The following is a 21,093-nucleotide window of genomic DNA, read 5'->3' as shown; positions in this document are numbered from 1 at the left end:
GGCCTGACAAATGAAGCAATCTGTCGACTTCAATAAAACCGACTGCACCGCTGCGAGTATCCAGACTCATGATGAATCTTAAATACAGCGCCCTGACCGCCTTGTTGCTGGGCATCACAGGCATGGCTCAGGCTCAGGACTACACCTCGCATCTGGACAAGGTGCTGCAGGCTGGCCAGCTGGCTGTGTGCACCACTGGCGACTACAAGCCCTACTCCCTGCTGCGCGAAGACGGCGAATACGAAGGCATTGATATCACCATGGCCCGCTCACTGGCCAAGAGCCTGGGGGTGAACGTGCAGTGGGTGCCCACGACGTGGAAAAACCTGATGCCGGACATGGTGGCCGGTAAATGCGACATCGGTATGGGTGGCATCTCGGTGAGCCTGGAACGCCAGAAAAAAGCGTTTTTCAGCAACACGCTGGACGTCGATGGCAAAATCCCGCTGGTCCGCTGCGCCGATCAGGCCCTGTATCAGACTGTCGAGCAGATCAACCAGCCCTCTGTGCGTTTGATCGAACCTGCCGGTGGCACCAATGAAGCCTTCGCTCGCGCTCATCTGCCAAAGGCGTCGCTGGCCTTTCATGACAACAAGACCATCTTTCAGGAGCTGCTGGACAAGAAAGCTGACGTGATGATCACCGATGCTTCCGAAGCGCTCTACCAGCAGAAACGCATGCCGGGCCTGTGTGCCGTCAACCCGACCCGCTACATGCAATACGGCGAAAAAGCCTATTTGTTGCCACGCGACGATGTCGCCTGGAAAGCCTATGTGGATCAGTGGCTGCACCTGAGCAAGGCCACTGGCGAGTATCAGCAGGCGCTGAGCGAGTGGCTGGCAGTACCCGCCACCCCTTGATAGGTATTATTTAGCCATCACCTAAAGTCAGGATTTTCTACGCCGATACTTATTTGTTCCTCGGTATTACTGACGAGGCCATCAATAGGCGTTCACAGGGAAATCCCATGTCCCAGATTCAAACGACGGCTACCAGCGGCATGACCGTAAAAAACAGGCTGATGGCGTCTACATTTGCCATCATCGCTGCATTTATCGTGCTGTCGGTTTTCATGATCCAGACGCTCAAGACATCCACCGCGAATGTCGACGCCCTCTACAACAGAGATTTTCTGGCTACGGAAGCGGTCAACAATATCGATGGTGCGCTTACGCGGGTGGATATCAATATTTTACGCATGATCGCCATCGGCAACCCGGAGCAGACGGCAGGCTGGAAGAATGAAAACGAAGCGGCCTTCAGCAAGCTGGATGAGCTGACCGTCCAGTTGAGCAAGAACACCGCAGAAACCCTTGATGTGACCTTGACCCAACAATTGCAGCGTGGCTATGTCAAGTTGCGGGACGGCATGCGGCACCAGACCAGCGTGATCCAGACCGGTGATATCGCCGCCGCCACCAACATTAACCGCACCGAAGTCAAACCCTTTGCCGAGCAGGTGTTCAAGACCCTGCAAACGCTGCGCGAACAAGGCAAGCAACATGCGGGCGAGCGTTTCGATGCGCAGGAATCAAGCGCCACTCAAGCCAATAATCTGTCCATCGCCGCCACGCTGACAATCGCGATACTGGGCGTGATCGTGACCCTCATGACCATACGCAGCATCCTGTCAGCCATTGGGGGCGAACCGAGCACCGTCGCGACGATCACACGCACCATCGCCCGAGGCGATTTGAGCAGCACGATCAACATCAGCGCCAATGACACTTCCAGCGTTGCTGCTGCGGTCGTTGCGATGCAGACTCAATTGCGCGACACCCTGCAGCAGATCTCCAGTTCTGCAACTCAATTGGCCGCCGCTGCCGAAGAGATGACTGCAATCACCGAAGACGGTGTGCAAGGCATCCAGCGTCAGAACAACGAAATCGACCAGGCCGCCACCGCAGTCAATGAAATGACCAGCGCAGTGGAAGAAGTCGCGCGCAATGCCGAGCATACGGCGCGCTCGTCCAGTAATGCGACCAGCGCCGCGCAAGACGGTCTGGGGCTGGTCAAAAAGACCGTGACCTCAATCAACACCATGAGCACGGATGTGCAGAAAACCGCGACCCTGATTGGCGAGCTGGCAGGTCAGTCCCGCGACATCGGCAAGGTGCTGGATGTTATTCGGGGCCTTGCGGAACAGACCAATCTGCTGGCGCTCAATGCGGCGATCGAAGCGGCTCGCGCGGGCGAGGCTGGACGCGGGTTTGCCGTGGTGGCGGATGAAGTGCGTGCTCTGGCTCACCGCACTCAGCAATCCACCAGCGAAATCGAACGTCTGGTGACCAATATTCAGAACGGCACCGAACGCGCAGTAGGCTCCATGCGCGGCAACACCGAGCTGGCCAGCGAAACGCTTGGCATTGCAGAGGGCGCGAACGAGTCTCTGACCGTCATCAGCGCTGCCGTGAGCGAGATCAATGATCTCAATCTGGTGATCGCCAGTGCGGCCCAGCAGCAGGCCCATGTCGCCCGGGAAGTGGATCGCAACCTCATGAACATCCGTGACCTTTCGGCGCAATCTTCGTCTGGCGCGCAACAGACCGCCAGTGCAAGTCGAGAGCTGTCAACGCTGGCGCTGGACCTGAACAACATCGTGGGACGCTTCCGCCTGTCCTGATTCAATTTTGCACCCTTTGCACCCCTTGCGTCATAGCGCAAAGGGTGCAGCCGGGTATTTGATTTATCCAGCCCTGCCCGCCGTTTTTCACGCCATTTCACATATTTTGTTGCAAGCGCTTTACGCCTGAAATAGCGTGTTGTCCTGAATGTACAAGGACGATCCGCATGAAGCCCAGCAAGCCCATCACCCGCGCATTCTGCGTTGAACTGCAGCAAGAGCTGTCGATTGCCGCTGCCCGACGCGAATACTTTTCCCAGGAGCCACCACGTACGCGCTTCGAGTTTCTCTGCTCGAACGAAGCCTGCCGGGCGCTGGGTGCCAAAGTGACGGGCGTGCGCTACGACGTGAAGCCTCAGGACAACCCGACCTTTGTCGCCGCGCACTTCCGTGCCAATCCGCATTACGACCACTCGCCGGGCTGTGAATGGGTGGACGAGGACGAAGACGACAAGGCCGCAGACCCGATTGAAGAAACCGATGTCCAGACGCGTCTGCGCAAGGCCAAGCGCAAACTGGATGATTACATCGACGTTTTCGACCCGACGATCAAGGAGCCGGCCAAGGAGAAGTCCGGCCTGGAAAAGGCTGGCGCACCGGTGCAACGTCCACCCGCTGCCAATCCGCCAATAGAGCCTGCTACGCCGAAGGTGCCCCGTTACAGCGAGACCCGCACCAATAACCTGGAACGGTTGGTGGACAGTTATCGGCAGGCCAAGGCTGAGCTGTCACTGGAAGACTTCAAGCTGCTGAAACTGAAAATTCCGGGCCAGGGCGAAGTGTCGCTGCGCTCGTATTTTCGCCATATCAAATACGCACAATCAGGCGATAACGGACGGGTGCTGTTCGGCGGCGGTCTGATCGAACAGCGATACGGGCTGGGTTTCAAGTTCAGGTTCTTCGACCGTCTCGACGGCAAACTGGTGACGCTCTACGTGTCGCCTGCGCAGATGCAGGCCTATCGCTCCAGCCGCTACATCAGTGAGCTGCTGAGCCATGCGGAGGACGTGAAGTTCTTCACGGTGTATGCGCTGGGAACCGTCACCCTGAGCCCTTCAGGCAAGAGCTATAGCCTGGAGGTCGACGACTTGCGGCATCTGGCGATTGTGCTGGGGCCGGCGAAAGAGCCGCTTGAGGAAGAAAAAACACCTGAAGCCTGAACCTGTGGTCAATGATCGTTCCAGCGTTCGACGCTGGAACGATCCGGGTCAGCTCATCACACCTTGACGATCCAGCCAGCTGGCGCCTCGATGTCACCGGACTGAACGCCGGTCAGCTCCTTGTACAGACGCTGAGTCACAGGACCGACTTCGGTCTGGCTGTAGAACACGTGCAGGTTGTCCTTGTAGGAAATCCCGCCGATCGGAGTAATGACCGCAGCCGTACCGCATGCGCCGGCTTCCTTGAACTCGCCGAGCTGGTCGATGAACACATCACCCTCTTCGACCGTCAGGCCCAGACGGGATTTCGCCAGTTCGATCAACGACAGGCGGGTGATACCCGGCAGCACCGATGGCGACTTGGGCGTCAGGAACACATCATCCTTGGTGATGGCAAAGAAGTTGGCCGAGCCCACTTCCTCGATCTTGGAGTGGGTCTGCGGATCGAGATAGATGCAATCTGCAAAGCTGTGCTTCTTGGCTTCGGAACCGGGCATCAGGCTGGCGGCGTAGTTACCGCCGACCTTGGCTGCACCTGTACCGTTGGGCGCAGCGCGGTCGTAGCCGGAGATGACGAAATTGTTCGGCTTCAGGCCACCTTTGAAATAAGCGCCCACCGGAATGCAGAAAATCGAGAAGATGAACTCCGGCGCCGTGCGCACGCCGATGTTGTCACCCACACCGATGACGAACGGGCGCAGGTACAGCGCGCCGCCGGAACCGTAAGGCGGGATGAAGCGTTCGTTGGCCTTGACCACCTGCTTGCAGGCTTCAATGAAGACATCGGTCGGGACGTGGGGCATCAACAGACGGGAGCAGCTGCGCTGCATGCGCTGGGCGTTCTGATCGGGACGGAACAGATTGATCGAGCCATCCTTGCAGCGGTAGGCCTTGAGGCCCTCGAAGCACTGCTGGCCATAATGCAGCGCGGTCGACCCTTCGCTGATATGCAGCGTGTTGTCCTCGGTCAGTGAGCCCTGATCCCAGGCACCGTCGCGCCAATGAGAAAGGTAGCGCTTGTCGGTCTTGATGTAGTCAAAACCCAGAGTGTCCCAGTTGATGCTTTCTTGACTCATAACGCCCTCTATCATTTTAGCGACTGCCTGGTCGAGTCAGGCCAATGCCTTATTCTGCCAGATCATTCAGGCCATGAGGCTCGAAATAAATGCAAACCGACATGGCATTTCTGAAGCAGACATGCGGGCAGACGCCTCATGAGTCCAGCGGTCACCCGACCGGTAGCGGCGGCGATGCCTGGCGCTGGCGGATATAGTCGATAAATGTGTCCATATCCGAACTGCACAATGTTCGTGCGACGGACTTGACCTCTTCGACAGGCCAGTCCCACCAGGCTGCCTGGAGCAGCAACTGGCGAATGTCCTCGTCGAATCGCCAACGGATGAATTTGCAGGGGTTGCCGCCCACCACCGAATAAGGAGCCACGTCCCGAACGACCATCGCACCTGCCGCGACAATGGCGCCATGGCCGATGGTGACACCCGACACAATGGTTGCATTGGCGCAAATCCAGCAGTCGCTGCCGATCACTACATCGCCCTTGCTTGGCGCGTAATCCTGAATATCTGCGACTTGCCCGACCATCGCCGGGAATGGGTACGTCGTAATCCAGTCCGTGCGATGCTCACCGCCCAGTAGAATTTTCACGCCCTCGGCAATGGAGGTGTAAGCCCCAACCCTGAACACTGAGTCGTCACCGAAGTCGACAATATCCGGAATGCCATAAGTCCCGACGCCGACTACCGCACGCGGGTATTTCAATCTGATTTTTTCGGCGTGCCTGTCCAGTTTGTCCATCTTGCGCAACTGTTTGCGTATTTTTCTATTTTTCAACAGCTCGATGAATTTCATATCTTCAATCACATTTTTTTTGGACAGCCAGGCCGCACTTATCGATAGCTCAACAGCAAACGCTTGCAGCGCCGCAAGGTCGTTCTGTTGATCTGCCTCCATGGGATGGAAAACAACAGACTCCAGGCATATCGCTTGTCCGCAACCGCGGCGTATTTCAAGGCTTTGTTGATGGCCTGAGTTCGACCGCTCTGGTATTCGCGATGATCCCGATAAGGCTCGATGCTTTTCAGGTCAGCCTCAAGCAACACCTTGTACTTGCGTGAAAGGTTGTTCGGGTGACGTCGATAGCGCGTGACGATCTCGGGGAGCACATGAATTTCATAGCCCAGATGAGCGATTTTCAGTGTCGCCTGAAAATCCTGAACCTTTATCTGCGGGTCATAACCGTTTGCATCCTTGATGGCCTTCATGCGGTACAGAGCAACCGGCGCACCGACGACCACCGCGTCGCGCAATATGTCGTCGAACGTCAGCCGCTCGATGTAATCGCGCGACTGACGTTTTATTTCCTTGCCGTCACCATCCATGTAGCTGACCAACGCGCCGACACAGCCTACTGCGGGATGCTCATCGAGGTACTCGGCACGGATACGCACCGAAGAGGGAAGCATGATGTCATCCAGGTCCGGCGTGGAAAGGTAAACGCCTTTGGCGTAACGCAGACCATGGTTGAGGGCAGCACTGACGCCCTGATTGGCCTGGCGGTAGAGCTGGAACGGATAGCGTTGCTGCAGGGACTCGAGCATGGCGATGCTGTTGTCGGTAGAACCATCGTCGACGACGATGACCTCGAAATTCTTGTAGTCCTGAGCAAAGATGCTCTGAATCGCGACCTCAAGAAATCGCTCGGCGTTGTAGCAAGGGGCTACGATGGAAACCAAAGGGCTGGGCGAGAGGTTTTGACTTTCTGAAGACATCATGGATAGCAGCCATAATCATGATCAGCCCTGACGGGCTCGGAAACCGGATATCTGTAACGGGTCGCTTGAAAACGGCACATCATGGGGCAAGCGCTCCTGTTTTTCCATGAAAGGTCAAAAACGCCCTGCAAACAGGCGTTTACAGCCGCCAAAAAACTATCGGCATGCCATTTCCTTCAACCAGTGTAGATCGACACTCAAAAAAAACCCCGTTCTTCGCAGAACGGGGTTTATCAGGTCGCGTATCAAGTGGAATCAGAAGGCGTAAGTCACCAGCAATTCTTTTGTCACCTGAAAGTCGACCGACATCATCACGCTCAAGGCAGTAATGGTGAAGATCGAAAACACGAACAGCTTGCGAGCCCAGACAGTATCGTCAACGGCCTTGTAGCCCTTCCAGGCCATGTACAGCCAGTACATGCCCATACCCGCTGCGACAGCCAGGTAGTTGAGGCCCGCATAGCCACCGACGGTCAACATCAGGGTCGCCACGAGGAACGCCAGGATGTAGAGCATGATGTGGCGCTTGGTGACCAGAATGCCGCGCTTGACAGGCAGAACCGGGATCTTCGCAGCACGGTAATCGTTGAAGCGGAAGATGGCGATCGCATACGAATGCGGCATCTGCCACAGGCTGAACATCACCAGTAGCGTCAGGGCCGCAAAGTCGAAGCTGTTGCTCACTGCGCAGTAGCCAATCACCGGCGGCATGGCCCCCGAGAGACTGCCCACCAGCGTGCCGTGAACGGATCTGCGTTTCAGGTACAGGCTGTAAAGGCCGACGTAGATCACGAACCCGATCACTGCAAACAGTGCGGCCAAGGGATTGGCCTCGGTGTACAGCAGGCCAACGCCTGCAATACCGAGCAGGGTTGCGTAGAGCAGCGCCAGTTTCAGTGAAACCAGGCCCTGCACCAGAACCCGGTTACGGGTTCTCTCCATTCGCTGATCGATATCGCGATCGATGCAGTTATTGAACACACAACCGGACGCAACGACCAGGGAAGTACCGATGACTGCAGCGAGGAACACGCCGAAATCGATATTTCCCTTGGAAGCCAGAAAAAAGCCACCTGCCACCGAAAGCACGTTACCGAAAATGATCCCCGGCTTGGTGATTTGGATAAAGTGCTTCAGTGACATCTGGTATTCCTCAATGCGCCATCATTTCGCGGTGGACGCTGAAAATGATCCACAGCGACAAGCCGACCAGCAGGACGATAACCATCGTGGTAAAGGCGAAGGCCATCACGTTGTTACGTTGCACGCTCGTGAAGTCCAGATGCAGGAAGTAATGCAGGTGCACCAGAATCTGGATGATCGCGAAGACCAGAACGATTGCGATCGTCATGTCCTTCGGCAGTGAAGGTGACATCACCAGGGCAAACGGAATGGCGGTCAGGATGATCGACAGTACGAAACCGATGACGTACGACTTCACTGAGCCGTGACTATTGTCTTCAGCGGAGTGATGCGAATTTGACATTACAAAGCTCCCATCAGATAGACAACGGTGAACACGCCGATCCAGACAACGTCCAGGAAGTGCCAGAACAGGCTCAGGCAGCTCAGGCGCGTCTTGTTGGTGTTGGTCAGGCCCTTCTTCTGGACCTGGAACATCATGATCGCCATCCAGATCAGACCACTGGTCACGTGGGCGCCGTGCAGACCTACCAGCGCGAAGAACGCTGACAGGAAGCCGCTGCGGCTCGGACCGTAGCCCTCTTCGATCAGGTGATGGAACTCATAGATTTCCATGCCGATAAAGGCAGCACCGCACAGGAAGGTCAGTGCCAGCCAGCCCAGTACCTGGCTCTTATTGCCCTTGTACAGTGCCAGCATGGCAAAGCCGTAAGTGATACTACTGACCAACAGGAACGCGGTTTCCACTGCCACGAATGGCAGCAGGAAGATGTCCTGGCCCGACGGGCCGCCCGCGACACTGTTGACCATCACGGCGTACACCGCGAAGAACGAGGCGAACAACACGCAGTCGGTCATCAGGTACAGCCAGAAGCCGTAGACCGTCATGCCACCGCTGTCGTGGTGATCGTCATGCCCATGATCATGGTCGTGACCGTGATCGTGGGCTCCGGAGTTGATTGCAATATTTGACATTGTTTAAACCTGTTCCAGCGAGGACTTGACAGGAGTGTATGCACCGTTGGCCGCCAGGACCTTGTGATGCTCACCTTCAATACGCGCTACATCTTCAGCAGGCACCATGTAGCCCTGGTCGTCACGGACAGCGTGAGCAACGAAGACTGCAATGGTCGCGACCAGGCTTGCGCCTACCAGCCACCAGATGTGCCAGATGAATGCGAAGCCGAAGACCGTCAGCAACATACCCATGTACAGGCCGGTAGCCGTGTTGTTAGGCATGTGGATCGCCGAGTAGCGGGCAGGAACCTTGTAAGCGGTACCGGCACGTTTCGCATCGGTGAACGGATCGATGTCGTCAGCTTTTGGCAGCTCGGCAAAGTTGTAGAACGGTGGAGGCGAAGAAGTGGACCATTCCAGGGTATGGCCATTCCATGGGTCACCGGTCAGATCGCGGTTGTTGTCGCGGTCACGGATACTCACGAACAGCTGGATCAGCTGCGAAGCGATACCCATGGCAATCAGCACGGCGCCGAACAGCGCGACGTCCAGGTAGATGTTCCACTCTGGCATGTCGGTAGCGTTCAGACGACGGGTCATGCCCAGGAAGCCCAGCGCGTACAGCGGCATGAATGCGACGAAGAAGCCGACGATCCAGAACCAGAACGCTGCCTTGCCCCACTTCTCGTTCAGGGTGAAACCGAACGCTTTAGGGAACCAGAACGCGAAGCCGGCGATGTAACCGAATACCGCACCGCCGATGATGACGTTGTGGAAGTGAGCGATTACGAACAGGCTGTTGTGCAGCACGAAGTCAGCACCCGGGATCGCCAACAGAACGCCGGTCATGCCGCCGATCGAGAAGGTGACCATGAAGCCCAGGGTCCAGAGTACCGGTGCAGTGAAGCGCAGACGGCCCTGATACATGGTGAACAGCCAGTTGAACAGCTTCACACCCGTCGGGATCGCAATCAGCATCGTCGCCAGACCGAAGAAGGCGTTGACGTTGGCACCCGCCCCCATGGTGAAGAAGTGGTGCAGCCAGACCATGAAGCCCAGGATACAGATCGCACCGGAGGCGAAGATCATCGACTTGTGGCCGAACAGACGCTTGCCGGAGAACGTCGAGATGACTTCCGAGAACACGCCGAAGGCCGGCAGGATCAGGATGTACACCTCAGGGTGACCCCACGCCCAGAACAGGTTCACGTACATCATGGGGTTACCGCCCATTTCGTTCGTGAAAATGTGGAAGTCCAGGTAGCGGTCAAGGGTCAGGAACGCCAGGGTAGCGGTCAGGATCGGGAACGAAGCCACGATCAGGATGTTTGCCCAGGTGCAGGTCCAGGTGAAGATCGGCATGTCCATCAGTTTCATGCCAGGGGTACGCATCTTCAGCACGGTCACGAGGAAGTTGACCCCCGTCAGCGTCGTACCCAAGCCGGATAACTGTAGCGCCCAGATGTAGTAGTCAACCCCTACGCCAGGACTGTATTGCAACCCGGAAAGAGGCGGATACGCGACCCAGCCGGTCTTGGCGAACTCACCGACACCCAGGGAGATGTTGATCAGCAGCATACCTGCGACCAGCAGCCAGAAGCTCAGGGAGTTCAGGAACGGGAACGCCACGTCGCGAGCGCCGATCTGCAGAGGCAGAACGATGTTCATCAGACCCGTGAAGAACGGCATCGCCATGAAGATGATCATGATCACACCGTGAGCGGTGAAGATCTGGTCATAGTGTTCAGGCGGAAGGAACCCTTCGGAACCGTTCTGGGCCATCGCCAGTTGGGTACGCATCATGATTGCGTCGGCAAAACCGCGCAGCAGCATGACCATGGCAACGACGATGTACATCACGCCGATTTTCTTGTGGTCGACAGAGGTCAGCCACTCAGACCACAAGTACGTCCACTTGCGGAAATAGGTGATCAACCCGACAACCGCAATGCCGCCGAGCGCGATCATGGCAAGTGTCACCATGACTATGGGCTCGTGGAACGGCACCGCTTCCAGACTTAATTTGCCAAACATCGTTTACTCCTCTGCCCCAGCAGCTGAATTTTTGCCTTTTTCCGCACCAGCCTCACCGGCTACTTCCTTCTCACCAGCAACAACCTTCTTGCCCGGATTCATACCTTCATACTTGTCGATGACGATCTGGAACAGGTTCGGGGTGACCGAGGAAAAGAGTTCGACAGGGTTGCGTTCGCTTGGCTTGATCAACTCGGCGTATTCGGCCGTGCCAAGCTTTTTGGGCGAGCTCTTGACTTCGCTGACCCAGCTGTCGAAATCAGCCTGGCTGGTAGCGATGGCCTTGAACTTCATGCCGGTAAAGCCTGCGCCACTGTAGTTGGCCGAAATACCGTTGAATTCGTGATTCTCGTTGGCGATGAGGTGCAGCTTGGTGTGCATGCCCGCCATCGCATAGATCTGACCACCCAGACCCGGGATGAAGAACGAGTTCATCACGCTGTCCGAGGTCACCTGGAAGTTGATCGGAGTCTTGGCCGGGAACACGATCTTGTTGACCGTGGCAATGCCGTAGTCCGGGTAGATGAATACCCATTTCCAGTCAACCGAGATCGCCTGGATGGTGACCGGCTTGACGTCCGAATCAAGCGGACGGTAAGGGTCCAGCGAGTGAGTCGAGACGTAGGTGATGTACCCCAGGAAGACCAGCAACAGCATGGGTACGCCCCAGACTGCGATTTCGATCTTGGTGGAGTGAGACCAGTCCGGCGTGTACTTGGCAGCCTTGTTCGATGCGCGATACTTCCAGGCGAAGATCAGGGTCATCAGGATGACCGGGATCACGACAATCAGCATCAGCAACGTTGCGATTACGATCAGGTTCCGCTGCTCGATACCCACCTGCCCTTTTGGATCGAGCAGAGGTACGCCATCGCATCCACTGAGCAAAAGCATACAGAAAAGGGCCAAGAAGCCAAAAAACCTGGGGTACCTTTTTTTACTCATTTCACGACCTCTAAAAGCAGCTTGCGCGGTGCAGTTGGGTTTCGACCGCCAACACTTCGCCCTGCCAGTGCCGGCTAATTTTTTTGAATTGAACAAGGGCCGCCGGTACGCACAGCGGCGTATCGACAAGTCCGGGTTTAGCTATGGATTCTTGTTTTTTGAGTTGCTGGAACTGCCCAAAACTTCGGGCAGACGCTTTCGACGCGGCCATTATACGCCCTCAGAGGCAAGCGTTGCGCTGCCTGTTCAGAGTGCACAGGGGACGCTCCAAGCCTCAAAATGCTGATCGTTCGGCCAAGCTGAACGACAAGTGACGGGGATTGTAGATACGTAAATTTTTAATGACTATGCCTAATTTTGTAACAGTTATTCTCTATATGCGTAACAATCCTCCTCCAAACGCCTCAGCGTACTCGAAAAAAGCCCCGTATTCACGGGGCGTTTTTAGCGAAAGCCCCTGAAGTTAGTAAGGTTTGCGACGATTGCGAATGATGCACGCCGGTACCAGAACTGCAGTCAGGACAAAAGCCGTCAGCGCCCATTGCGCGAGTGATAATCCGAGAACCGGCGGATATGACGTGGTGCAGAAACCGCTGACCTGAAACCCTGTAGGAAACAGTGTAGCCAATGGCAGGCCATCGACAATCGGCTGCAGCACGTCGATACCGCAGCTGTCGGACGGATGGGCAAGGATCCAGACATGCCGGCCGGCAGCGGCAATGCCGCCAAGGGCGCTGAGGGTCACCAGGGTTTCAAACGCCGTGACGCTGCGACGCCCGGGCATGGCGGCGCCAATGAACGCAAAAATGGCGATGAACAACAGTGCGTAACGCTGCAGGATGCACAGCGGGCAAGGCGCTTCGTCCAGGACGACCTGCATGTACAGGGCGCCGCCGATCAGGGCCAGGCAGATAATACCCAGCAAAACCAGAAAGCGCTTTTCGCGTCTCAGGTACAACGTGTTGTCGCTCATTCACATACCTTACTGAACTGATGAAAGGGTTGGTCAACGCCATGCAGCGTTCGCAGCCTGAACGGAGGTACGGCCCGACTGCGCCAAGACGTGCGCGATGATCATCTGTCTGATTCGGCAACTCAAGCGTTGGCCAGCCATACGGACGCATTTGCCGGTCAGGTGGTCTGCGCGGCAGCACATCCACAACCGGCAGGACGCTTTTGCAGGAACCGGGTGCAAAGCCCTTCTATATATAGACGGGTGCGTCAGTTTGTCGCAGCTCTTCTTCTATATATAGCTGCGGTATTTTGTCGCAGGGTGCCTTTCTGTCAAAGCACTATGGCGTGCGAAACCGCGACGCAGGTCGTCGGAAGGCAGAGAGCGACAATGTGCCGCCCTCTCCCGGTTTGACGCAACCGAAGCCAGACTGCCACTATCGGCACATGGGCAGCCAGTTTGTCGGGCCCGCCGTGGTGTGGTGCAACGGCTTTCAATGGCAAGCGAACGGACGCGCTCGGCTGTCGGTTAAAAATCCTCAAGCCTGCCGGCCGCAGGTCGATAACCTGTCATAGAAAGTTGTTTGCCGCTACCAGGCGACGAAATACCTACAGCCAGAAGGTTCATATGTCCAAGAACGTCCGAGCAGATTCACTTTCGCTGCTCCTCTTCACGTTGCGCAGCGGCAAGCTGATGGCGATCAACCTGCTCAAGGTCAGCGAGATCATTCCCTGCCCGCCTCTGACCCATCTTCCCGAATCGCACCCACACGTCAAAGGTATTGCGACGCTACGTGGCTCGTCACTGTCGGTTATCGATCTGAGTCGTGCGATCGGCGAGCGTCCACTGGCCGATCCCGACGGTGGCTGCCTGATCGTCACGGATGTCAGCCGCTCGAAACAGGGCCTGCACGTTCAGGCCGTCAGCAAGATTGTGCATTGCCTGACCACCGATATCCGTCCGCCGCCCTACGGGTCTAGCAGCAAGTCGTTCATCACCGGGGTTACTCAGGTCGACGGCGTGCTGGTGCAAGTACTGGACATCGAAAAAGTGATCCACGGCATCGCCCCTGCACAGATCGTCGTACAGTCGACGGAGCTGGCCAAAGAGGATGCGGAACTGCTGAGCAAGGCGCGGATTCTGGTCGTCGATGACAGTCAGGTTGCCCTGCAGCAGTCGATCATTACCTTGCGCAATCTCGGCCTCGAATGCCACACGGCGCGCAGTGCCAAAGAGGCTATCGACGTTCTGCTCGACCTGCAGGGTACTGCGCGACAGATCAACGTGGTGGTGTCCGATATCGAGATGTCGGAGATGGACGGCTATGCCCTCACCCGCACGCTCCGGGATACGCCGGACTTCAGTGATCTGTACATTCTGCTGCACACCTCGCTCGACAGCGCGATGAACAGCGAGAAGTCACAGATCGCCGGGGCCAATGCCGTGTTGACCAAGTTCTCGTCACCCGAGTTGACCAAATGCCTGATCGAGGCCGCACGTACGGTAGTCGCCCAAGGGCTCTGATCCCTGAGCGCACGGCGACACAACGTCCGAACCTGACCGATGCATCCGCCGCGCATTACTGGCTGATGCGTCGGGATCTTGCAGTGCCAGTGCCCATCCCGCCCTGGCCGCCTGGCATCCAGCCACATCCCTTCACGCTTGAGCGAGCCGCAGAGGTTCACCGCCTGCTGACTCTGGGTTATGGCAGCGCCGCAGGCTGCGTGGCGGATTATCCGGACTGGCTGGCTGCATTCGAACACGATCCCGACTGCGATCCGTCGCTGTGCTTTCTGGCCATGCGTGACGAAACGGTAGTCGGTGTGATCGTGTGCTGGACCAGCGCATTCATCAGGGACCTGGTTGTGCACCCTGATGTGCGACACAGCGGGATCGGCCACGCCCTGCTCAATCATTTGTTCGCCCACCTGCATACGCGCAATGAAGCAGCGGTCGACCTTCACGTTATGGAAAACAACCTGGCGGCGCGGCGGCTTTACGAAAAATCCGCAATGGCCTATCTCAAGCGTTTCGACATTCCTGCAGCCTGAACCCGCTGTTCACGGCCCGGCGACTGGCGCGCAACTTGCTTCCCGAGACACATCAAGCGAGTGAGTGACCAATTGTTGTCGCTTGCAGCCTAACTGTTGGACGGGTCATCGAGATAATGGACACCAAGTTTTCCTGCGTGGGTTGTGGCGGCTGTTGCACCGACCATCACGTACCGTTGACGCTCAACGAAGCCGCGCAGTGGGCGGCCGATGGCGGCAACGTCATCGTGCTGACCGAGGCATTTTTGAGCAATGGTTATGGGGTTTCCGAGGCGCAGCTCACCCATGCCAGCCGTCGCTCGACCGAGGTCAGCAGTGGCAGTACGACAGCCTTTGTGGCGATCACCTTCGCAGCCTACAACGTCGGGCGCTGCCGGAATCTTGACGAGAAGAACCTGTGTCGCATCTACGAGCGCCGGCCACTGGTGTGCCGGATCTATCCGATGGAGATCAATCCACACATTCCGTTGCGCCCGGAGAACAAGGGCTGCCCGCCAGAGTCCTGGGAGCAGGGTCCGGACCTTATCGTTAACGACAGGCTGGTCGATACTCAACTGATGGACCTGATCGAACAGTCGCGTCAGGCCGATCGGGATGAAATAGACACCAAACAGCTGATTTGCCAGAAGCTGGGCATTCGCACCACCGCCCTCAAGGGCAACGGTTTCGTCGCCTACCTGCCGGACATGGGCGCGTTTGCTGCCGCCATCGAAGAGGTCAAAAACCCTGCGCAGGAGGGGCAAGCCCAAGGCTCGAAGTGGGAATTTCACGTCGCCGGCCAGCACGTTCTGGACACCCTGCAACAGGAAGGTGCCGAGGTGACTGACCGGCAACCGGTTTCCTACCTGTTCATTCCTTTGCAGGCGGCCTGACAGGATCTCTCAGGCAATCAGCGCTTGCCCATCGACCTGCGGGTGCCAGCCGGCGCGACGCCCGGGGTCTTGTGGTGGCCGTGCTTGTTGTTTTTCTGATGCCACGCCGGCTCTTTTTTGGCCTGGGCAAACTCCGAAGGCTTGAACGGAAAGCTGAAAGGCGCAATGACAGCCCTCTTTTCAGTGTCTGCGACGGAGTCGGCTGCGGCGTCTTGAACAGGAGGTTGTTCAGGCGTGGTCATGGTGTCACCAGAAAGTCGAATTGGCCGGGCAAATGCCCGCGGCCGCGCAGCATACATTAATCGCCGCACAACCGCCCGAGCCTCCTGTCGCCGTCATTTGTAGAACAGATCGACCATCACCTCGGCATTGAACGGTCCGGGCCTTGGCATGTTGGTGTTCCACAGCAGTTCGGCATTGAAGTCCGCCCTGGCTGTGTTGGTTTCGCCGAGCAATTCCGCCAGATGGAATGGCTCGTTGTAACGTAGCGGCTGACCGTTTACTGCGCTGGTAATGCGTATCCCCAATGAATCATTACCGACGGGGATCAGCAGCTCGCCAGACAGAGTGCCTGTCACCGGCCTGAAACGCGCATCAATGCTGAACGGCGAATCACAGCTGCGGCTGGTCAGCAGGGAGAATGTCTGGGTAGCAGTCACTTTGCCAATCGCCACCTGGTGTATCGCAACGTCGCCAAATTCCACGGTTTCCGGGAGCACCTGCAGATCGGCATCGCAGGCCACGAACCTCAGCCCCCGCAGGTTATTGATCACATAACTGAGGCTGCGCCCTGACAGCCGACTCGGGTCTGTCGCGCCGCCCAGTTGAAAGAACCGGTAATCCAGCAGGTCACTGGCCAAACCGGAGGGCGGTGTAGCGCCGAACTTCTGGATGAATACCGAAAACGCCAGGCTGAAACGCACCTTCGGGCAGTTTTCGAGCGTGTTCTCACCCTCGCGACACATCGGCAGGTAGCTGCCGGTACTCACTCGTCCACTGCCTTGGATGTGATCGATACCCTGTAACGTCATTCCGGCACGAATCCCCTGACCGATCGAACGATTGTCCGGATTCAGGTAGATAAAAATCTCCTGCGCTTCGGACTGCCAGCCCTCTGTGGCGCATTCGACCTGAACGTTCAGAGGTTCGGAACGCCATACCACTTCCCCGTCGGGAATCGACTCCGGGATTGCCACCGTACTGCTCAGGTCATCGTGAATTTCGGTTTCGCCCGTCCCTTGAGTGGTACAGATCAGCGCGAAGGTGGAAGCCGGATGCAGTAACAACAACACGGCGAGGGATCGCAGCCAGCCTCTGGCAGAGAGATGTTTCATATCAGCATTCGTCCTGAATGGAATTGTTTTTCGGCAGCCTGGCGGTAGTGGCCGTCTGCCCGGTGAGCTGTGCGCAATGGATCCGTCGGCCGCCGTAGTCGGTCAGCGCCTGGTAGGAAAAACGATGTGTGGCAGAGCGCTCGACACTCGCCGGCACAACCATCGCGACCTGTGCGCCCGGCGCCAGCAACAGATGATCGCCAAGCTGCACCCCGTCGATACGCAGCGCTTGCAGGGCAGCGTGATAGGGCGTCGGGTTACTGACCGTCAGCAACAAGGCGCGCGACGGGTCATGAGTCAGTGTCCACAGCAGCCGCGCGGGAGTGTCGGCCGGATCACCGTCAAGGCCGAGGGGCCGGTAGAACACGTTGATGCGTTGGCGCACGGCGATGTTCAACTGCCCCGCACCGTCCTGGCGTCGGGGTATCTCAAGCACGTAAAGATGCAGCAGCGACTCGTGTTTCTGCGGCATGCCTGTGCCCTGATAGAGCACGCGCAAGGTCTGCCTGCCGCCCACCGGCAGGCGTGAAAGCGGTGGCGTGACCACGAATGGCAGCGCCTTGCGAAGCTCACCCGGGGCGTCGTCGTCATCCACTGCGTCACTGAGCCAGGCCTGTAAAAGTGCCTCGGACTTGCCGCGATTGCGCACCTCGAGCGTGACCTCGCGATACTGCCCGTCGAAAATCAGCCGCGTTCCGCTCAGCGAAACAGCCCCGTGCGCCGCCAGGCCGCTCGTCAACAGCACAGCCGTCAACAGCGCCTTGCATGAGCCAGCGAAAGCGCTCATCGGCATACCACCCTGATCCGCTCGTAGGCTCGCGACGGGTCTCTGGGCGGTAACGAGAATGTCGCCTGGCAACGTTGATCTGACCAGCGCACCCACAGGCTGCCGGCATCCTGCTCGCTGAGCACCAGCGCCTGACTGCCGGGATCGACCACTGCCAGCGCCCTGCCCTGCTCATCTTCGACACTGGCACCCAGCGGCACTTTGCTGCCATCGACGCGCACCAGTTCGAACTGGACCCGGCGGCCCACATTGGCCTTGAAGCGCACCACCGGTATCGCGCCCCTGCGCGGCACGATCTGGGTAATAGCGTTTTCCAGATCGACATCAGCGCCCAGTTGCCGGGTATCCAGGCTGACCCAGTTGGTGCGGTAGGCCTGCGCATAGGGCAAAACCGCATAGCCGTTGCCGGCGGTCTCGACGTTACTGAACGACTTCAAGCGGGCGCCACCGACGTCGGGCACCTGAACCAGAGCAAAGGTTTCTCCCAAGGTCTGCCCCAGGTTCACGCCACCGGCATGCGCCACCAGCGACCCTGCGGCGGACAGGCTGAATGCATCGTAGTCCTGGCCCTGGCTATAACCGGCCTCGAAACGGCCGAACGCCGTGCTGGTGCTGACCTTGCCTGCGCCGAAACTGCCGGAGCTGCTGTCACGTCCAGCCTGTACCGAATAGAACGTGTCGCGGTCGCCCGGCACCTGACCGTTGAGCCCGGCCTGCGCGTTGTACTCGCCGCGGCTGTCGCGCACCGCGTTGAAAGACAGTCGCGACGAGCCGGGGCTGGAGCCGAGCGGCAGGGTCACGCTCAGGGCAACACGATTGTCGGTGCTCGCGTCACCGCTTCGCCCGAAATCCTCGTTGCGTTCGATGGACAGGCTGTAATTGAGCGAATACCAGGCCGCGTTATAGGACAGGTAAAGCTGCCGGGTCTTGCCGGACAGGTTCCAGTAGCGCTGCTCGGACGCCGTCAGGCTCAGCGACGCCGACTGGCCAGGCACTATCTGAGTGATGCTGAGTTCCAGCCGATCCCGCGCCAGCCCAGAGGCCCGCAATTGCCGCAGCGCGCCGCTGTCGCTGACGTGCTGGTTCAGGGTCCGGTATTGCTCGGTCGAATATCGATAACCGGCCACTGCCAACGTGGTGTCGGTGACATCCAGCGTATTGGCATAACGCACGCGCAGGCTCTGGCCACTGCGCGCCCGCTGATCCACCTTGCTGACCGAGCGGGTAAGGTCCATCGACACCGCGCCCAGCCCGGTGTTGATCCCGGTGCCTATGTTCGCGGCCTGGTAATCCTCGGCCAGTTGCACCCCGGCAAACCCGGTAATCCGTTCGGAAAGACCGTAGATCAGGGCCGCACTGGCAAATGCCGGAGAGGCCTGCTGATCGTCGTTGTTGTCGACCTGCCCACCGGCCAGGCTGTAGCGCAACGAGCCTGCGGGAACCATGATCGGCAGCGACGCGTAGGCCTGAGTGAAGGTTCTTACACGCCCGTCGGCTTCGATGACAGACACCGACAAGTCGCCATTGGAGCCACTGGGATAGATATCGGCAATCTCGAACGGCCCGGGCGACACACTGCCGCTGTAGAGCAGAAAGTCGTTCTGGCGAACTTCCACGGTCGCATTGGTTTCGGCAATCCCGCGGATGACCGGGGCATAGGCCCGCTCGCTGTCAGACAGCATGCCATCGTCAGAGGCCAGCGCCGCGCCCCTGAAGCGGACACTGTCGAATACCTGCGAATCGGTGAACGTCTCGCCCAGCGTGAGCTGGCTTTTCAGGGTGGTGATGTCACGCTGCGCGAAGGTACGATTGCTGCGATAACGCCAAGGCCTGTCACTGCCGCCGACCAGAGAGGACTCGTTGCGCAAACGCCAGGCGCCGACGTTCAGCCCGTTTCGCAGCCCCACGTAGTACTGCTCCGTTTCCAGGCCCTTGTTACGCCGCCGGCCGCCATTGAAGTTGTAGTTGATAAAGCCTGCGGTCTCGCCCTGATCCCAAAGCTCCGGCGACACATAACCGCGAGCACCGCGTGACATCACCGCTTGCGGCACGCTGATTGTCAGTCGCAACGCACCGGGCTGATAGTCGACGCGAGCAAATTCGACACGCGCAGGCAGGTCGAAACAGGCCTGGGCAGATACCTCACCTGACGGCAGACGACTCAAGTCCAGACCAAAACTCTGCAGCATCTCAAGCGACAGGCAGGGCTCGATCAGGCCTGATAGCGGACTTTTCAAAAAGCGGATATCCCGCCTGCCGCTCAGCTTGCGATTGACGTAGATATCAACCCGGTAAATACCCGGCAATACACTATTGGAGCGCAGAAACTCCTGAAGGTCAGCCGGCTGATCGCTTCCCTGGATAAACGCCGTATTGAACCTGACTGCCCCGTCGCCACCCGACGAGGCGGCCGACGCGCTGACCGCACACATCAACGTCAATCCGAAACCGATACCCAGCGCACCGCGTCGGGGGTGAGGGAGCGCGCACTGGGCAATAACTCCCTTATTAACTTCTTTGCGCCATTCCATAGCGGTCTTCACTCTACTTCGGCTGTCGCGCGCGCCGTGCAATCCTTTTACACAGACGCAGGTCTGCCGGGCTGTCTTGTCACTGAGGCCCGACGGTTTGAATAGTGAACGCTGACAGTGGATGCGCCAGCTTATCGGGGCGACGCCTTGCCGGCGTTAACCGGTTGTTTGTTGCCAAGGGTTGCCTGATAAGGCACTTGTCCGCCGTAGTCATTGAGACTGACGAAACTCAGAAGCAACGGCGCACTTGCCGGTGTGTGCTGTAACGGAATACGCAGACGCTGATGTGGCGCCAGCATCTGACTGTCCAGAAGGGCAAGTTCAGTGTCATGTTGACGTATGGAAATCCGGAGCATGGAGACATGGTAGGGGCCGGGATTTTCGACCTGCACACCGGTGTCATCGACCCGTTGCCAGTTCAGTTTTTCCGGCGCCTGCTGTGGATCACCCTGCAAACCATCAGGCCGGAAGAAGACTTTTATGCGTTGACGTACCGCGATCTGCAGCGTGTTTTCTGCTGCGCTCTGGGGTATTTCCTGAACATTGAGCCATAACACCGACTCACGATCGGTGGGCATGTCGGTACCGGAATGAATGATCCGCAATAGTTGCCTGCCACCACCGGCCATACGCGCAAGCGCGGGTGTGACAATAAACGGCAGGTTCTGCAGGCCTTCGTTATTGCTGGCCGCCGCCGTCGGAGATTCAAGCCAGGACTGCAGGAGAATCTCCCCCCCGCCACTGTTGTGCACCCCCAGACTGACCTCTTTGTCGTTGCCCTGGTAAATGACTCGCGTTGTATTCAATACGATGCCCGCCTGAACGGTGGATGCGCAGAACAACCACGCAACAAGCATCGTGTAGCGAAAAAAATCGGAAAACATGCTGGCGTTCGCCTTGAATTCGGTAGAG

General features: G+C 58.0%; 20 protein-coding genes and 2 pseudogenes. 7 read left to right on the top strand and 15 right to left on the bottom strand.

The genetic code is table 11. From position 1 onward, the window contains the following. Positions 1-68: 68 nt before the first annotated feature. From QRN50_RS16125 to QRN50_RS16115, 4 genes and pseudogenes are all read left to right on the top strand, one after another. Positions 69-860: a transporter substrate-binding domain-containing protein gene (locus QRN50_RS16125; protein WP_011266856.1), complete on the top strand. Its 792-nt coding sequence runs from the start codon at positions 69-71 to the stop codon at positions 858-860. A gap of 107 nt (positions 861-967) precedes the next feature. Then, a pseudogene (locus tag QRN50_RS25935) lies at positions 968-1,504 on the top strand (MCP four helix bundle domain-containing protein); the annotation flags it as partial. Between the two features lie 270 nt (positions 1,505-1,774). Beyond that, a pseudogene (locus QRN50_RS25930) lies at positions 1,775-2,623 on the top strand (methyl-accepting chemotaxis protein); the annotation flags it as partial. A gap of 167 nt (positions 2,624-2,790) precedes the next feature. After that, positions 2,791-3,783 (top strand): hypothetical protein, encoded by a 993-nt coding sequence (locus QRN50_RS16115; protein WP_011266855.1) that lies wholly within the window; start codon positions 2,791-2,793, stop codon positions 3,781-3,783. Between the two features lie 56 nt (positions 3,784-3,839). On the opposite strand, the gene QRN50_RS16110 is transcribed toward QRN50_RS16115, so the two are convergent. The 10 genes from QRN50_RS16110 to QRN50_RS16065 form a co-directional block, all read right to left on the bottom strand. Then, positions 3,840-4,859 (bottom strand): branched-chain amino acid aminotransferase, encoded by a 1,020-nt coding sequence (locus QRN50_RS16110; RefSeq protein ID WP_003314085.1) that lies wholly within the window; start codon positions 4,857-4,859, stop codon positions 3,840-3,842. A 151-nt stretch (positions 4,860-5,010) separates the two neighbouring features. After that, positions 5,011-5,652: a CatB-related O-acetyltransferase gene (locus QRN50_RS16105; RefSeq protein WP_004406614.1), complete on the bottom strand. Its 642-nt coding sequence runs from the start codon at positions 5,650-5,652 to the stop codon at positions 5,011-5,013. Positions 5,653-5,690: 38 nt separating this feature from the next. Then, positions 5,691-6,575: a glycosyltransferase family 2 protein gene (locus QRN50_RS16100; RefSeq protein ID WP_024642501.1), complete on the bottom strand. Its 885-nt coding sequence runs from the start codon at positions 6,573-6,575 to the stop codon at positions 5,691-5,693. Between the two features lie 255 nt (positions 6,576-6,830). Continuing rightward, positions 6,831-7,718, bottom strand: a complete 888-nt coding sequence (gene cyoE / locus QRN50_RS16095) for a heme o synthase (RefSeq protein WP_003314082.1) — start codon at positions 7,716-7,718, stop codon at positions 6,831-6,833. A gap of 10 nt (positions 7,719-7,728) precedes the next feature. Continuing rightward, positions 7,729-8,061: a cytochrome o ubiquinol oxidase subunit IV gene (gene cyoD / locus QRN50_RS16090; protein ID WP_003409003.1), complete on the bottom strand. Its 333-nt coding sequence runs from the start codon at positions 8,059-8,061 to the stop codon at positions 7,729-7,731. Beyond that, a complete protein-coding gene (locus QRN50_RS16085; protein ID WP_011266852.1) occupies positions 8,061-8,693 on the bottom strand; it encodes a cytochrome o ubiquinol oxidase subunit III in 633 nt (210 codons plus the stop codon). The genes cyoD and QRN50_RS16085 overlap by 1 nt, the downstream gene beginning before the upstream one ends. Positions 8,694-8,696: 3 nt before the next feature. Then, entirely contained in the window at positions 8,697-10,709 is a 2,013-nt protein-coding gene (gene cyoB / locus QRN50_RS16080; protein WP_011266851.1) for a cytochrome o ubiquinol oxidase subunit I, read from the bottom strand. A 3-nt stretch (positions 10,710-10,712) separates the two neighbouring features. Continuing rightward, on the bottom strand, positions 10,713-11,654 hold the full coding sequence (gene cyoA / locus QRN50_RS16075) for a ubiquinol oxidase subunit II (protein WP_011266850.1): 942 nt from the start codon (positions 11,652-11,654) through the stop codon (positions 10,713-10,715). A 10-nt stretch (positions 11,655-11,664) separates the two neighbouring features. Then, positions 11,665-11,865 carry a hypothetical protein gene (locus QRN50_RS16070; RefSeq protein WP_024639193.1) on the bottom strand — a complete coding sequence of 67 codons (201 nt, stop codon included), beginning with the start codon at positions 11,863-11,865 and terminating at the stop codon, positions 11,665-11,667. A gap of 252 nt (positions 11,866-12,117) precedes the next feature. Further along, positions 12,118-12,627 (bottom strand): disulfide bond formation protein B, encoded by a 510-nt coding sequence (locus QRN50_RS16065; protein ID WP_096127296.1) that lies wholly within the window; start codon positions 12,625-12,627, stop codon positions 12,118-12,120. Between the two features lie 606 nt (positions 12,628-13,233). Here QRN50_RS16065 and QRN50_RS16060 point away from each other — a divergent pair. The 3 genes from QRN50_RS16060 (at position 13,234) to QRN50_RS16050 (ending at position 15,529) form a co-directional block, all read left to right on the top strand. Continuing rightward, the gene (locus QRN50_RS16060) at positions 13,234-14,130 is read left to right on the top strand and encodes a chemotaxis protein (protein ID WP_003408993.1); all 897 of its coding nucleotides are present in this window, start codon (positions 13,234-13,236) and stop codon (positions 14,128-14,130) included. A gap of 65 nt (positions 14,131-14,195) precedes the next feature. After that, complete coding sequence (locus QRN50_RS16055) at positions 14,196-14,657, top strand: GNAT family N-acetyltransferase (RefSeq protein WP_011266849.1); 462 nt, start codon at positions 14,196-14,198, stop codon at positions 14,655-14,657. 116 nt (positions 14,658-14,773) lie between these two features. Beyond that, complete coding sequence (locus tag QRN50_RS16050) at positions 14,774-15,529, top strand: YkgJ family cysteine cluster protein (protein WP_011266848.1); 756 nt, start codon at positions 14,774-14,776, stop codon at positions 15,527-15,529. Between the two features lie 17 nt (positions 15,530-15,546). Here the strand turns inward: QRN50_RS16050 and QRN50_RS16045 are convergent, their stop codons facing one another. The 5 genes from QRN50_RS16045 to QRN50_RS16025 form a co-directional block, all read right to left on the bottom strand. Next, positions 15,547-15,771: a hypothetical protein gene (locus QRN50_RS16045; protein ID WP_004406626.1), complete on the bottom strand. Its 225-nt coding sequence runs from the start codon at positions 15,769-15,771 to the stop codon at positions 15,547-15,549. A 93-nt stretch (positions 15,772-15,864) separates the two neighbouring features. Then, on the bottom strand, positions 15,865-16,863 hold the full coding sequence (locus QRN50_RS16040) for a fimbrial protein (RefSeq protein WP_004406627.1): 999 nt from the start codon (positions 16,861-16,863) through the stop codon (positions 15,865-15,867). 1 nt (position 16,864) lies between these two features. Beyond that, on the bottom strand, positions 16,865-17,650 hold the full coding sequence (locus tag QRN50_RS16035; protein WP_004406628.1) for a fimbrial biogenesis chaperone: 786 nt from the start codon (positions 17,648-17,650) through the stop codon (positions 16,865-16,867). Then, the gene (locus QRN50_RS16030) at positions 17,647-20,181 is read right to left on the bottom strand and encodes a fimbria/pilus outer membrane usher protein (protein ID WP_096127297.1); all 2,535 of its coding nucleotides are present in this window, start codon (positions 20,179-20,181) and stop codon (positions 17,647-17,649) included. The genes QRN50_RS16035 and QRN50_RS16030 overlap by 4 nt, the downstream gene beginning before the upstream one ends. 131 nt (positions 20,182-20,312) lie before the next feature. After that, the gene (locus QRN50_RS16025) at positions 20,313-21,065 is read right to left on the bottom strand and encodes a fimbrial biogenesis chaperone (protein WP_192873914.1); all 753 of its coding nucleotides are present in this window, start codon (positions 21,063-21,065) and stop codon (positions 20,313-20,315) included. Between the last annotated feature and the right edge of the window lie 28 nt (positions 21,066-21,093).

The sequence above is a fragment of the Pseudomonas sp. MEJ108 genome, assembly GCF_030208985.1.
GTDB lineage: Bacteria > Pseudomonadota > Gammaproteobacteria > Pseudomonadales > Pseudomonadaceae > Aquipseudomonas > Aquipseudomonas fragariae.
The sequence above is the reverse complement of the archived record's forward strand: the minus strand, read 5'-3'. Positions and strand labels throughout refer to the sequence as shown.

Coding starts and splice junctions, on each gene's coding strand:
- QRN50_RS16125 (WP_011266856.1), top strand. CDS start 69: ATGATGAATCTTAAATACAGCGCCCTGACCGCCTTGTTGCTGGGCATC.
- QRN50_RS16115 (WP_011266855.1), top strand. CDS start 2,791: ATGAAGCCCAGCAAGCCCATCACCCGCGCATTCTGCGTTGAACTGCAG.
- QRN50_RS16110 (WP_003314085.1), bottom strand. CDS start 4,859: ATGAGTCAAGAAAGCATCAACTGGGACACTCTGGGTTTTGACTACATC.
- QRN50_RS16105 (WP_004406614.1), bottom strand. CDS start 5,652: ATGAAATTCATCGAGCTGTTGAAAAATAGAAAAATACGCAAACAGTTG.
- QRN50_RS16100 (WP_024642501.1), bottom strand. CDS start 6,575: ATGATGTCTTCAGAAAGTCAAAACCTCTCGCCCAGCCCTTTGGTTTCC.
- cyoE (WP_003314082.1), bottom strand. CDS start 7,718: ATGTCACTGAAGCACTTTATCCAAATCACCAAGCCGGGGATCATTTTC.
- cyoD (WP_003409003.1), bottom strand. CDS start 8,061: ATGTCAAATTCGCATCACTCCGCTGAAGACAATAGTCACGGCTCAGTG.
- QRN50_RS16085 (WP_011266852.1), bottom strand. CDS start 8,693: ATGTCAAATATTGCAATCAACTCCGGAGCCCACGATCACGGTCACGAC.
- cyoB (WP_011266851.1), bottom strand. CDS start 10,709: ATGTTTGGCAAATTAAGTCTGGAAGCGGTGCCGTTCCACGAGCCCATA.
- cyoA (WP_011266850.1), bottom strand. CDS start 11,654: ATGAGTAAAAAAAGGTACCCCAGGTTTTTTGGCTTCTTGGCCCTTTTC.
- QRN50_RS16070 (WP_024639193.1), bottom strand. CDS start 11,865: ATGGCCGCGTCGAAAGCGTCTGCCCGAAGTTTTGGGCAGTTCCAGCAA.
- QRN50_RS16065 (WP_096127296.1), bottom strand. CDS start 12,627: ATGAGCGACAACACGTTGTACCTGAGACGCGAAAAGCGCTTTCTGGTT.
- QRN50_RS16060 (WP_003408993.1), top strand. CDS start 13,234: ATGTCCAAGAACGTCCGAGCAGATTCACTTTCGCTGCTCCTCTTCACG.
- QRN50_RS16055 (WP_011266849.1), top strand. CDS start 14,196: ATGCGTCGGGATCTTGCAGTGCCAGTGCCCATCCCGCCCTGGCCGCCT.
- QRN50_RS16050 (WP_011266848.1), top strand. CDS start 14,774: ATGGACACCAAGTTTTCCTGCGTGGGTTGTGGCGGCTGTTGCACCGAC.
- QRN50_RS16045 (WP_004406626.1), bottom strand. CDS start 15,771: ATGACCACGCCTGAACAACCTCCTGTTCAAGACGCCGCAGCCGACTCC.
- QRN50_RS16040 (WP_004406627.1), bottom strand. CDS start 16,863: ATGAAACATCTCTCTGCCAGAGGCTGGCTGCGATCCCTCGCCGTGTTG.
- QRN50_RS16035 (WP_004406628.1), bottom strand. CDS start 17,650: ATGAGCGCTTTCGCTGGCTCATGCAAGGCGCTGTTGACGGCTGTGCTG.
- QRN50_RS16030 (WP_096127297.1), bottom strand. CDS start 20,181: ATGGAATGGCGCAAAGAAGTTAATAAGGGAGTTATTGCCCAGTGCGCG.
- QRN50_RS16025 (WP_192873914.1), bottom strand. CDS start 21,065: ATGTTTTCCGATTTTTTTCGCTACACGATGCTTGTTGCGTGGTTGTTC.